General features: G+C 68.0%; 10 protein-coding genes. 2 read left to right on the forward strand and 8 right to left on the reverse strand.

Features of this window, described 5'->3' with window-relative positions; all coding sequences use genetic code 11:
• Positions 1 to 103: 103 nt before the first annotated feature.
• The 4 genes from ACIGFL_RS00755 to ACIGFL_RS00770 all read right to left on the reverse strand — a co-directional run bounded on the left by ACIGFL_RS00755 (position 104) and on the right by ACIGFL_RS00770 (position 4,930).
• Complete coding sequence (locus tag ACIGFL_RS00755) at positions 104 to 1,048, reverse strand: choline ABC transporter substrate-binding protein (protein WP_021443419.1); 945 nt, start codon at positions 1,046 to 1,048, stop codon at positions 104 to 106.
• Positions 1,049 to 1,077: 29 nt separating this feature from the next.
• Positions 1,078 to 1,956, reverse strand: coding sequence for a proline/glycine betaine ABC transporter permease (locus ACIGFL_RS00760; protein ID WP_021443420.1), 879 nt, complete (start codon positions 1,954 to 1,956; stop codon positions 1,078 to 1,080).
• The gene (locus ACIGFL_RS00765) at positions 1,949 to 3,154 is read right to left on the reverse strand and encodes a glycine betaine/L-proline ABC transporter ATP-binding protein (protein ID WP_397495805.1); all 1,206 of its coding nucleotides are present in this window, start codon (positions 3,152 to 3,154) and stop codon (positions 1,949 to 1,951) included. Before ACIGFL_RS00765 ends, ACIGFL_RS00760 begins: the two co-directional genes overlap by 8 nt.
• 837 nt (positions 3,155 to 3,991) lie before the next feature.
• Entirely contained in the window at positions 3,992 to 4,930 is a 939-nt protein-coding gene (locus tag ACIGFL_RS00770) for an ABC transporter substrate-binding protein (RefSeq protein WP_397495806.1), read from the reverse strand.
• 282 nt (positions 4,931 to 5,212) lie between these two features.
• Between ACIGFL_RS00770 and ACIGFL_RS00775 the strand changes: the two genes are divergently transcribed.
• Both ACIGFL_RS00775 and ACIGFL_RS00780 read left to right on the forward strand, forming a co-directional pair.
• Positions 5,213 to 6,589, forward strand: coding sequence for an L-serine ammonia-lyase (locus ACIGFL_RS00775; protein WP_397495807.1), 1,377 nt, complete (start codon positions 5,213 to 5,215; stop codon positions 6,587 to 6,589).
• Between the two features lie 410 nt (positions 6,590 to 6,999).
• Positions 7,000 to 8,097 (forward strand): GlxA family transcriptional regulator, encoded by a 1,098-nt coding sequence (locus ACIGFL_RS00780; RefSeq protein WP_122109257.1) that lies wholly within the window; start codon positions 7,000 to 7,002, stop codon positions 8,095 to 8,097.
• A gap of 224 nt (positions 8,098 to 8,321) precedes the next feature.
• Here ACIGFL_RS00780 and ACIGFL_RS00785 read toward each other — a convergent pair whose 3' ends face one another.
• The 4 genes from ACIGFL_RS00785 to dgcB form a co-directional block, all read right to left on the reverse strand.
• On the reverse strand, positions 8,322 to 8,579 hold the full coding sequence (locus ACIGFL_RS00785) for a hypothetical protein (RefSeq protein WP_021444237.1): 258 nt from the start codon (positions 8,577 to 8,579) through the stop codon (positions 8,322 to 8,324).
• Positions 8,580 to 8,604: 25 nt separating this feature from the next.
• Positions 8,605 to 9,378, reverse strand: a complete 774-nt coding sequence (locus ACIGFL_RS00790) for an electron transfer flavoprotein subunit beta (RefSeq protein ID WP_021444238.1) — start codon at positions 9,376 to 9,378, stop codon at positions 8,605 to 8,607.
• Positions 9,379 to 9,440: 62 nt separating this feature from the next.
• Positions 9,441 to 10,673 (reverse strand): electron transfer flavoprotein subunit alpha/FixB family protein, encoded by a 1,233-nt coding sequence (locus tag ACIGFL_RS00795; RefSeq protein ID WP_122109255.1) that lies wholly within the window; start codon positions 10,671 to 10,673, stop codon positions 9,441 to 9,443.
• Between the two features lie 37 nt (positions 10,674 to 10,710).
• A complete protein-coding gene (dgcB, locus tag ACIGFL_RS00800; RefSeq protein ID WP_397495808.1) occupies positions 10,711 to 12,672 on the reverse strand; it encodes a dimethylglycine demethylation protein DgcB in 1,962 nt (653 codons plus the stop codon).
• Between the last annotated feature and the right edge of the window lie 70 nt (positions 12,673 to 12,742).

A 12,742-nucleotide genomic window follows, 5' to 3' on the forward strand; every position in this document is an offset into this window, starting at 1 on the left:
GGCAAAGCCCTCCCCATCGCGGTCTGGCCGCGACCGCGCGTGCATCGATGAGGAGGTTTCCAGGCCCGGAGGATGCGCGTCCGGGCCCGAATACGGGGTGGCGTCAGAGGCCGACGTGTTTCTTCACCGCGGCCGCGCCGTCCTGGCCGTCGAAGGTGGTCACGCCGCTCAGCCACTGGTCGAGGATCGCCGGGTTGGCCTTGATCCAGGCCTTGGCGACGTCCTGCGGGTTTTCCTTCTCCAGCACCTTTTCCATCAGCTGGCTTTCGATCTCGACGCTGAACTGCAGGTTGTTGAGCAGCTTGCCGACGTTGGCGCAGCGCGCTTCGTAGTCCGGCGGCACCACGGTGTAAACCTTGGCCGCGCCGTAGTCGGGGCCGAACACCTCGTCGCCGCCGGCCAGGTAGGTGATGTCGAACTGGGTGTTCATCGGGTGCGGTGCCCAGCCGAGGAATACCACCGGCTCCTGCTTCTTGATCGCCCGCGACACCTGCACCAGCATGCCGGCCTCGCTGGACTCGACCATGCGGAAGCCGCCGAGGCCGAACTGGTCGCCCTTGATCATGCCGTCGATCAGCAGGTTGCCGTCGTTACCCGGCTCGATGCCGTAAATCTTGCCGCCGAGCTGGTCCTTGAACTTGGCGATGTCCTGGAAGCTTTTCAGCCCCGCCTCGGCGGCGTAGGTCGGCACCGCCAGGGTGTACTTGGCGCCTTCGAGGTTGGGTTTTTCCAGCACCTTGACCCCGCCGTCCTTGCGGAAGGGCTCGATCACCGCGTCCATCGACGGCGCCCAGTAGCCGAGGAACACGTCGACCTGGCCGTTCTTCACCCCGGTGAAGGCGATCGGCACCGAGGCCATGATCTTGCGCGGCTGGTAGCCCAGGCCTTCGACCAGGGTCATGGCCACGCCGGTGGTGGCGGCGATGTCGGCCCAGCCGATTTCGGCGAAACGCACCTGCTTGCAGCTTTCCGGCTCGGCGGCCCAGGCGCCCTGCGCCAGGGCGCAGGTCAGCAGGGCGAGGGCGGCGGTGGTCTTGATCGTGTTCATCTGCGGTTCCCTGTGAGGTGAAAAGACGTTTACTGGCGCTGCAGCTTGCCGCTGAACCAGGCAAAGATGCCGCCGCGGGCGGTCTGCTTGGTGCCGAAGCTCTCGGTGATGCGGTCGAGGATGATCGCCAGCAGCACCACGGCCATGCCGCTCTCGAAGCCTAGACCGATGTCGAGACGCTGGATGCTCGCCAGCACGTCGTTGCCCAGGCCACCGGCGCCGACCATGGAGGCGATGATCACCATCGACAGCGCCATCATGATGGTCTGGTTGACCCCGGCCATGATCGACGGCATGGCGTTGGGCAGTTGCACCTTGAACAGCAGCTGGCGGCCGTTGCAGCCGAACGACTGGCCGGCCTCGATGATTTCCTTGTTAACCTGGCGAATCCCCAGGCTGGTCAGGCGCACCGCCGGCGGCATGGCGAAGATCACCGTGGCGATGATCCCCGGCACGCGGCCGAGGCCGAACAGCATGGCCGCCGGGATCAGGTAGACGAACGCCGGCATGGTCTGCATGAAGTCGAGGATCGGCCGGATCACCAGCGCCACCCGCTCGCTCCTGGCCGCCCAGATGCCCAGCGGGATGCCCAGCAGCAGGCTGATCAGGGTGGCGGAGAAGGTCAGGCCGAGGGTCACCACGGTCTGTTCCCAGAAGCCGGTCATGACGATGAGGATGAACGACACCGCGGTGAAGGCGGCGAAGCGCGCGCCGATGCGCCACAGGCCGAGGCCGACGAAGATGGCGATGAGCAGCCAGGCCGGCGGCAGCATCAGCAGCTGCTCGATGCCTTCGGAGAAGCCGCTGACCAGGCTGCCGACGCTGTCGAAGGCGCCGCTGTAGTTGTCCAGCAGGTGCTGGACGACGTCGTTGACCCAGCTGCCCAGGTCGAGTTTCTTCTCACTCATGGGATTCCCCCTGCAGGCGGGTCAACAGCCGGCCCTTGCTGATGGCGCCGCAGTAATGGCCCTCGGCGTCGACCACCGGGATCGGCCCTTCGTTGTCCACCAGGCGGTCGATGACCTTGTCCAGCGGCATGCTTTCCGGCACCGGCACCACCTGCTTGAGGGCCGTGGTCTCCAGCGGCCGCGGCGTGTCGCCGTCGACCATCAGGGCGATCTTCTCCAGGCTGATGGAACCGCAGAAATTGTGCTGCTCGTCGACGATAAAGGCGTAGTGCTTGTCCAGCGCCTGCAGCTCCTTGCAGATCTTCGCCGCGTCCGGGGCGCGGCCGTTATGCACGTAGAGCGGCACGCTGTCGGCCTTGAGCTGGCCGGCGGTGAGGTAGCGGCTGGTGTCGACGGTGTCGAAGAAGTTGCGCACGTAGTCGTTGGCCGGCTTGTCGATCAGCTCCTGCGGGGTGCCGACCTGGATCAGCTTGCCGCCCTCCATGATGCCGATGCGGCTACCGATGCGCATGGCTTCCTCGATGTCGTGGGAGACGAAGATGATGGTGCGTCGGTGGGTCTTCTGCAGCTCCAGCAGCACGTCCTGCATCTCGCGGCGCTTGAGCGGGTCGAGGGCGGAGAAGGCCTCGTCCATGATGATCATCGAGGGGTTCACCGCCAGCGCGCGGGCCAGGCCGACGCGCTGCTGCATGCCGCCGGACAGCTCGTGCGGGTACTTGTGGGCGAAGGTGTCGAGGCCGACCTGCTTGAGCACGTTCATGGCGCGCTGCTCGCGTTCCTTGCGGCCGACGCCGGCCACTTCCAGGCCGAACGCGGCGTTGTCCAGCACGCTGCGCGAGGGCATCAGGGCGAAGGACTGGAAGACCATGCTCATGTCGCGCCGGCGCAGGTCGATCAGCTGCGACTGCGGCAGCTTGGCGACGTTCTGCCCGTCGATGTAGACGTCGCCGCCGCTGGGTTCGACCAGGCGGTTGATCAGGCGGATCAGGGTGGACTTGCCGGAGCCGGACAGGCCCATGAGGACGAAGATCTCGCCCTCCTCGACGCTGAACGAGACATCGCTGACGCCGATCACCGCGCCTTTCTCGGCGAGGATTTTCTCCTTGCTCCAACCTTCCTTGAGCAGCTCGATGGCTTCTTGTGGGTTGGGGCCGAAGACCTTGTACAGGTGCTCGACCACGATCTTTCCAGACTGCATGGGACGTTTCCCCTTCAATCGGCATCCTGTTCAGACTGGCACAAGCTGGCGCGCGCCGTCGGGGCGTTCGTCAGGTGCGTCAGACTTCCGATGCCTGTGTGGGTGTGTGCTGAATGTCGGGGGGTTGGCGAGCGAGTTGCGCCGGGATGCGGCAGGGGCGCTCGGGCACGCCGCAGCGCACGCAGGATGGACGCGGTGCGCCCAGTGCGTTGCCCGATCGTGCAGATGAGTGTCCCATGCCTTGCCGTGTTGCAAACCGCTTTCCAAACCCTCTGGCAGTGTTTCGAAACCCAGTCCCTTGGGGGTTCATACGCCGTCCTGGCGCATGCGTGCATCCGAAATTTCTTGTTGGTCCGGCGCCCGTCGGGAGGGCACCGGCGCTGTCTGTTCTTCGGTCCAGAGGTGTGGGCTCTGGTCTGCCGCCCTGCTGGGCAGTGGCGGCAGCGACGTTATCGGCTGACTCAACGATATAGCCTTGGAGGCCCGGCAATTGTCGATTTGCGACTCTGACGTGTTGCGCCACGACATGCCGTCGTCCGCCGCCGGTTGTCGTGCATTCGCCGCCGGTTCGCTGCGCCTGTGGCCGTTGACTGCAAGCTGCAGCCTTAAAAAACCTTAACAGACTTTTTTAGCCCTTGGCCAAGGCTGCAGGCCGCGCCGGGCCTGATTCGCTGCCCGGCGAGAAGGCGTCAGGCGGCGTATCGCGGGGGCTGCGGCGCCATCGAAAAAAACGCCGCGAGGGCAATGGACGAGGCGATCGGAGCGTTGCCTGGGCCAAGCGGCCTTGCCGCACGAGCGGCCAACGGCTGCTGCGCCGCGCTCGGCGAGTCGGGCGCTTCAGTGCCCCGGCGGCAGGCCGAAGAGGCCGCCGCTGGGCGTGCCGCGCTGGTGGGTCACGCCCGCGAGCCAGGCGGCGATGGTCTGCGGGTTGTTCTCGATCCAGGCCTTGGCCACCCGGCGGCGGTTGGTGTTGCCTTCCAGCACCGCGCTCATCAGCTGGTTCTCCGCGGCGATGGTGAAGGTCATGTTGCGCAGCAGCCGCGTCAGGTTCGGGCATTCGGCGCTGAAGCCGCCGCGCGCCACGGTATTGACCTGCGCCGCGCCGAAGTCGGGGCCGAAATACTCGTCGCCGCCGGCCAGGTAGTGCATGCGCAGGCGCTCGTTCATCGGGTGCGGTTCCCAGCCGAGGAACACCGCCCATTTGCCCAGGCGCTGGGCGCGTTCGACGTGATTGAGCATGCCGCTCTCGCTGGACTCCACCAGGCTGAAGCCGCGCAGGCCGAAGCGGTCGTCGCGGATCATCGCCTTGACCATCTCGTTGCCCTCGTTGCCGGGCTCGATGCCGAAGATCTGCCCGCCGAGCTGCTCCTTGAACTTGTGGATATCGGCGAAATCCTGCAACCCGGCCTCGTAACCGGGGGCCAGCACCGCCAGGGTGTAGCGCACGGCCGGCAGGTTGGTGTGCAGCAGCTCGATCCGGCCGCTGTCCAGGTGTGCCTGGATCAGTTCGGCTTGTGCCGGCATCCAGTTGCCGAGGAACACGTCCATCCGGCCTTCGGCGAGGGCGCGGTAGGTCTCCGGCAGCGACAGGCGCTTGATCTGGGTGCGGTAGCCGAGTTCGCCGAGCACCAGGCGGGCCACCGCGGTGGTCATGGTGATGTCGGTCCAGCCGACGTCGGGCAGGCGCACCAGCTCGCAGCGAGCGGCCTCGGTGGCGTGCAGGCTGCCGGAGCCGAGCAGGGTGAGCGCGAGCAGCCAGTGTGCGAGTCTGTTCATGGATCGTCCTTGCCTGGTTGGGGAGCGGCTTGGCCTGGCGGGCGTGCACGCCAGTACAGCGCAAGCCGCGCCGCCGAGGAGGGCGCAATGCGACCTCGACATGCCGAAAACAGACCTCCCTCGCGCGTGCGTCGGCATCGGGCGCCCTGCTTCGCTCTCCCTCCCGCAGCCATGCGGTCGTCGGCGACGACGCGTTTGGACAAGCCCGAGTCGGTGTCAGGCGTGGTCGGGGCGCCGAAACCCCGATCATGGGCGCCGACTCAATCCAACGAGGTTGCCGCCGTGGCCATCAGCGTATTCGACCTGTTCAAGATCGGCATCGGGCCGTCCAGCTCCCACACCGTGGGGCCGATGCGCGCCGCCGCGCTGTTCGTCGAGGCGCTGCGCGAGCGCCAGCTGCTGGCGCGGGTGCGGCGCATCGAAGTGCGCCTGTACGGCTCGCTGTCGGCCACCGGCGTCGGCCACGGCAGCGACCGTGCGGTGATCATGGGCCTGATGGGCGAGTGGCCGGATCGCATCGACCCGGCGCAGATCGCCCCGCGCATCGCCACGCTGCTCGAGCGCGGCGAGCTGCTGCTCGACGGCCGCCTGCCGGTCGCCTTCGACTGGGCGCGCGACATGCGCCTGCTGGAGGAAAACCTGCCCTACCACCCCAACGCCATGACCCTGGTGGCCGAGGGCGAGGGCGGCGAGCTGCATAGCGACACCTACTACTCGGTGGGCGGCGGTTTCGTCGTCGATGCCGCGCAGGCCGCCACCGGCGCGCTGGACCAGGACCACACCGCGCTGCCCTACGATTTCTCCAGCGGCGCCGAGCTGCTGCGCCTGTGCCGCCAGCACGGCCTGCGCGTGTCGCAGCTGATGCTGGCCAACGAAAAGGCCTGGCGCAGCGAGGCCGAGATCCGCGCCGGCCTGCTCGGGCTGTGGCAGGCCATGCAGGACTGCGTGGCCAACGGCCTGCGCGAGGAGGGCATCCTCCCCGGCGGGCTGAATGTGCGCCGGCGCGCGGCCAAGCTGCACCGCAGCCTGCAGGAGCTGGGCAAGCCCAACGTGATCGGCAGCACCATGAGCGCCATGGAATGGGTCAACCTCTACGCCCTGGCGGTCAACGAGGAAAACGCCGCCGGCGGGCGCATGGTCACCGCGCCGACCAACGGCGCGGCGGGGATCATCCCGGCGGTGCTGCACTACTACATGCGCTTCAATCCGGATGCCAGCGACGCCGACGTGGTCGACTTCCTGCTGGCCGCCGCCGCGGTGGGCATCCTGTGCAAGAAGAACGCCTCGATCTCCGGCGCCGAAGTCGGCTGCCAGGGCGAGGTCGGCTCGGCCTGCGCCATGGCCGCGGCGGGTTTGGCCGAAGTGCTCGGCGCCAGCCCCGAGCAGCTGGAGAACGCCGCCGAGATCGGCCTGGAACACAACCTGGGGCTGACCTGCGACCCGGTCGGCGGCCTGGTGCAGGTGCCGTGCATCGAGCGCAACGCGATCGCCGCGGTGAAGGCGATCAACGCGGCGCAGATGGCCCTGCGCGGCGACGGCGAGCACCACATCTCGCTGGACCGGGTGATCCGCACCATGCGCGACACCGGCGCCGACATGCACGACAAGTACAAGGAAACCTCGCGTGGCGGCCTGGCGGTCAGCGCCATCGAATGCTGAACCGTGCTGGTGCGCCGGCCAGGGGTTGGCGAGTCGCAGTGCCGGCTTTTGGTGCGAACGGTCATTGCGGAAATGGTTGAAAAGTGACCTACTGGTCTCTGCTGTTACCGCCTGGCCGTTACACCGGCCAGGGCCTGGCGTAGCGCTCGCCACGCAGAGTGCTACCGAAATGCTCAAGGCCCCGTGCCAAGGGGCCTGCGAGCCTGTTCAGGAGGTTCGTCGACAGCCTGGAAAAGCCCGCCGGATGCGCCCTGCATCGACGGCGATATTTTTATTGAACGCTCAATCAATTTAGGCATGCTCTTTGCCTAAGCATGGATAGCTGACTGGTTCCTACGACCAGCGTCATAACAACAATGGAAGCTCGCTCAGTCGGGCTTCTCACCGTGCTTAGCGTGAGGGTTTCATCGATGTCGCAGTTCGCCCCGGGGGCCCAGCCCCAGAACCGTGTCGCCCAGTCCATCGGCTTCCTGCTGCTGGACAACTTCACCCTGATCTCCCTCGCCTCGGCAGTGGAACCCCTGCGCATGGCCAACCAGCTGTCCGGCAAGGAGCTGTACCGCTGGCACACCCTGACCCACGACGGCCAGCCGGTCAGCGCCAGCGACGGCCTGAAGATCACCCCGGACGCGGCGCTGGACAACGCGCCGGCGCTGGACGCGGTGATCGTCTGCGGCGGCATCGACATCCAGCACAGCGTCAGGCGCGAGCACATCTGCTGGCTGCAGAAGCAGGCGCGCCAGGGCCGCCAGCTCGGCGCGGTGTGCACCGGCAGCTGGGCGCTGGCCAAGGCCGGTCTGCTCGACGGCTATGACTGCAGCGTGCACTGGGAATGCCTGGCCTCGATGCAGGAAGCCTTCCCCCGCGCCGCCATCACCACCCGCCTGTTCTCCATCGACCGCAACCGCAATACCTCGTCCGGCGGCACCGCGCCGATGGACATGATGCTGCACCTGATCGGCCAGCAGCATGGCCGCGAACTGGCGGCTGGCATCTCCGAGATGTTCATCTACGAGCGCATCCGCAACGAGCAGGATCACCAGCGCGTGCCGCTCAAGCACATGCTCGGCAGCAACCAGCCCAAGCTGCAGGAAATCGTCGCGCTGATGGAGGCCAACCTGGAGGAGCCCATCGACCTCGACGAACTGGCCTGCTTCGTCGACATCTCGCGGCGTCAGCTTGAGCGCCTGTTCCAGAAGTACCTGCACTGCTCGCCGTCGCGCTATTACCTCAAGCTGCGCCTGATCCGTGCGCGCCAGCTGCTCAAGCAGACCAGCATGTCTATCATCGAGGTGGCCTCGGTGTGCGGCTTCGTCTCCACCCCGCATTTCTCCAAGTGCTACCGCGAATACTTCGGCATTCCGCCGCGCGACGAGCGCGCCGGCCAGCAGGGCGCCAACCTGGTGATGCTGCTGCCTATCCCCGAGCAGCAGGGCAATTCCAGCGCCGGGCTGGCGCTCAACCGCGCCCAGGGCGAGTCGACCTTCGCCAGCGTGCGCCTGCTGTAAGGCGCCGCAGCAAGGTCAACGGGGCGCCAGTGGCGCCCCGTTTTATTTGGCGTCGCGGCTAAAGCCGCCTGCCCGGGTGTAGGGTGGGCTTTAGCCCACCACCCTGTGGCCCTCTGGCTTCACCGTGACCCTTGTGGATTTTGGTTGACCCCATCCGTATATGCCTTGGTGGGCTGAAGCCCACCCTCCGCGCGGAAGGGGCGCCGTGTGCGCCGCGGGATCGATCAAGCCGAAGCCGGCTTCGGCACCAGCGCCGGCAGCAGATGGCGGCTGATCGCCTCGCGCACGTTGGGCAGCAGGGTGGCGCTGCCGCCGAGCAGTTCCTCCACCAGGCGGCGCAGGGCCACGGCGCGTTCCGGGCTGAGGCCGCTGACGGCCAGCTCGCAGGCCTGCTCGGCGCTGGCGCCGGCGGGAATGCTCAGGCCCAGGGCCACCAGGCGTTCGCGGAAGTCTTCCTGGTCGATCAGGTCGGCATGCATCATGGTCGTGGCTCCTGGGCTTGGGGCGTCAACGTAGGACGCCTTCCTCGATAAGTAGTTTGAAGATAGCCTCGGCGCCGTCCTGCGGCGAGACATCCTTGAGCACCTGGCCGCCACCGCCGCTGGCCTTGGCGGTGGCCGCCTTCATCCGCTCGGCGCCGCTCTTGGCCTTGATCACCTTGAGCCGCTTCGGGCGCGGCTTGGCCGGCTGCAGACTGGCTTCGGCCAGCAGCGGGTCGTCCACCACCGCGACTTCATGGGCTTCGATCAGGCCGCGCCGGGCCGGGCCGAAGGCGCTCTGCCGGGCCACCGGGGCGGCGTTGTCGACGCTGGCGACGCAGGGCAGGCGCACCTTGAGCCGGCGCCGCTGGCCGCGTGGCAGGGCTTGCAGCACCTGGGCCACGCCGTTCTCGACCTTTTCCACTTCGGCCAGGCCGACCAGCATCGGCCAGCCCAGGCGCTCGGCCAGGAGGAACGGCAGCATGCCCGAGCCCTCGCCGGTTTCCGCCTGGCTGCCGGTGAGCACCAGCTGCACGCGGCTGCCCTGCAGGTAATCCACCAGCAGCGGCAGGGCGTCGGCGCCGTCGGGCTGCTCGAGCACGTCGAGCTGCTCCAGGCCCATGCCCAGGTAGCCGCGCAGCGCCTCGGCCTGCGGGTCGCCGGCATGCAGCAGCTGCAGCTGCTGCCCGGCCAGGCGCAGGCCCAGTTCCACCGCGCGGGAATCCTGTTCGGCGCGGCGCGGGCGACCGGAGGTCGGGTGGGCGCCGAGCGAGACCAGGGCGACGATATTCAGATCAGTCATGTTGTCCCCGTAGCCCGGATGCAATCCGGGAAAGATGGTGGTGACCCCGGATGTCATCCGGGCTACGCCGCATCACGTTTGCCTTCCTGGCGCCAGGCGGCGACCCGCTCGAGCAGCGCCTTGAGAATCGCCGCCGAATCGCCGATCACCGACAGGTCGGCGCGCTTGATCATGTCGCAGCCGGGGTCCAGGTTCACCGCCACCACCTTGTCGCAGGCGCCGATGCCCTGCAGGTGCTGGATGGCCCCGGAGATGCCCACGGCCATATAGACCCGCGCGGTGACCCAGGTGCCGGTGGCGCCGACCTGGCGGTTGCGCGGCATAAAGCCGTCGTCCACCGCCACCCGCGAGGCGCCTTCGGTGGCGCCGAGGGCGACGGCGGCCTGGTGGAACAGCTCCCAGTCCTTCACCCCGTTGCCGCCGGAGAGGATGAACTCGGCCTCGGCCATGGGGATCTGCGCCGGGTCCACGGCCACCGGGCCGAGGTCCTGCAGGCGCGTCAGGCTGTGTGCGACCGGCGCGGCCAGTTCCACCGGGCGCGCCTCGTGACGGGTCTCGCTGACCGGCTCGGCGCACTCGGCGGCGGCCAGGATCAGCCGCGGCAGGGCGCGTTGAATGTCCTGCTGGCCGGCGCCGGCGCGGCCGATGCACTGCTCGTTCGCCACCTGCCAGACGCGGGTGGCCGGGCGCTCGCCGAGCTTGGCGGCCAGGCGCCGGCCCAGTTCGCCGCCGCCGGTGCGGCTGTCGGGCAGCAGCCAGTGGCGCGGGGCGAACTGGCCGTCCACTGCGCTCAGCGCCAGCACCCGGGCTTCCGGAGCGTAACCGTCGAAGGTCTCGCCTGCGATGCGCAGCAGCCGGTCGACGCCGGCGCTGTCGAAGGCGCTTTCCTTGTCCTCGCCGAACAGCACGGCGAGCACCGCACCGCTATCGCCGGCCAGTTGCCGGGCCAGGCCGAGCAGGTCCTTGTCGTGGCTGGACAGGCGGCCGCCGACCATGTCCGGCACCACGGCGATGATATGGCTCGGCTGCTCGACCAGATGCAGCGGCAGCTGCACCGCGGCGCTGGCCGCGCCGCGCTTCTGCCCGCCGCCCTGCTGGGCGCCGGAGCGGTCGATGCGCTTGATCCCGGCCGGGCCGATAAAGCCGGCGGCGATGGCATGGGGGTTCTTGCGCATCAGGCCGTTGGGGCCCATCCAGCTGGTCTGGTTCTGGCTCTGCATGGCCGCATGCAGCGGGTGCAGGCGGTTGCGCGCGATCCATTCGGCGCGCGGGTCGCGGCGGATGATGTCGCTCATGCCTGGGCCTCCTGGATGCACTGGGATTGTCGTTTCATCACTGCACCTCCGCCAGTTCACGCCTGGCTGCCGGCTTTTTTGCCGCCACCTCGGTGGGCTCGATCAGCACCTCGGCGACCAGTTCGGCGATGTCCTTGATTTCCGGACGCGGGGCGACCACGCCTTCGAGCATCGCGGTGCACTGCGGGCAGCCGACGGCCACCAGTTCGGCGCCGGTCTCCTTGATGTCGACCATGCGCATGTCGGGGATGCGCTGCTTGCCGGGGATGTCGGTGATCGGCGCGCCGCCGCCACCGCCGCAGCAGCGCGAACGGAAGCCGGAGCGTTCCATCTCCTTCACCTCGATACCGATGGTCTTGAGCACGGCGCGCGGCGCCTCGTACTCGCCGTTGTAGCGGCCGAGGTAGCAGGGGTCGTGATAGGTCACGCTGCTGGCCTTGCTCTGGCCGAGGTTGAGCGACCCCTTGCGCACCAGCTCGTCGATAAAGGTGCTGTGGTGCAGCACCTGGTAATGGCCGCCGAGGGCGCCGTATTCGTTCTTCAGCACATGGAAGCTGTGCGGGTCGCAGCTGACGATGCGCTTGAAGCGGTACTTGCTCAGGGTGGCGATATTGCGCTTGGCCAGGTTCTGGAAGGTCGCCTCGTCGCCCAGACGACGGGCCACGTCGCCACTGTCGCGTTCCTCCAGGCCGAGCACGGCGAAGTCGACGTCGGCGGCCTTGAGCACCTTGACGAAGGCGCGCAGGGTGCGCTGGTTGCGCATATCGAAGGCGCCGTCGCCGACCCAGAACAGCACGTCGGTCTCTTGCTTGTCGGCAAGCAGCGGCAGGTTGAGGTCGGCCGCCCAGTTCAGCCGGCCGCCGGGGGCGAAACCGCCGGGGTTGTCGGTGGCGATCAGGTTGTCCAGCACCTCGGCGCCCTTGTTCGGCGTGGCGCCCTTTTCCAGGGTCAGATGACGGCGCATATCGACGATGGCATCGACGTGCTCGATCATCATCGGGCACTCCTCGACGCAGGCGCGGCAGGTGGTGCAGGACCACAGCGTCTCGGCATCGACCAGCGCCTTGCCATTGAGGTCGACGATGGGTTGGTGCGGGCCGCCGCTGTGCTCGCCGAGCGGAATGCCCGGGTAGGGCGAACCCGCGAACTGGGCGTCGTTGCCACCGGCCAGGCCGATGACCATGTCCTGGATCAGCTTCTTCGGGTTCAGCGGCTGGCCGGCGGCGAAGGCCGGGCAGGCCGCCTCGCACTTGCCGCACTGCACGCAGGCATCGAAGCCGAGCAGCTGGTTCCAGGTGAAATCGGTGGGTTTTTCCACCCCCAGCGGCGCCTTCGGGTCGTCCAGATCCAGCGCCTTGAGGCCGGTGGAGCGGCCGCCGCCGAAGCGCTCGGCGCGGCGGTGCCAGGCCAGGTGCAGGGCGCCGGCGAAGGCGTGCTTCATCGGCCCGCCCCAGGTCATGCCGAAGAACAGCTCGGACACGCCCCAGGCCACGCCGACGGCCAGCACGGCGGCCAGAATCCAGCCGCCGAAATTCTCGGGAAGGATGCCCGCCACCGGCAGGGTGGCGATAAAGAAGCTCGCCGCGAACATCAGCAGGCTCTTCGGCAGGCGCATCCAGGGGCCCTTCGACAGCCGGCTCGGCGGGTTGCGCCGGCGCTTGGCGACGAACAGGGCGCCGACGAACATCAGCACCGTGGCCGCCAGCAGGGCGAAACCGAGGATGCGGTTATGCAGGCCGAAACCGTGCACGAGGATCGCCAGCACGGCCGCCAGGACGAAGCCGCCGGCGGTGGCGACGTGGGTCTTGGACATGTACTTGTCGCGCTCGACCACATGGTGCAGGTCCACCAGGTAGCGGCGCGGCATCTTCAGCAGGCCACCGATCCAGTCGACCTTGGCCGGTCGGCCGCGGCGCCACATGAAGAAGCGCTTGCCGGCACCGAGCACGGCCAGGCCGAGGGCGGCGAACAGCAGGATGGGCAGTAGGGTGTTCAACATCTCGTGGTCTCCTTCGCGGGACCGGAAAACAATGCGACCTGTAGGTTGGCGCTGAGTTGGCGAAGCCCAA

Origin of the sequence: Pseudomonas sp. NPDC077649 (assembly GCF_044542855.1) — a bacterium.
Taxonomy (GTDB): domain Bacteria; phylum Pseudomonadota; class Gammaproteobacteria; order Pseudomonadales; family Pseudomonadaceae; genus Aquipseudomonas.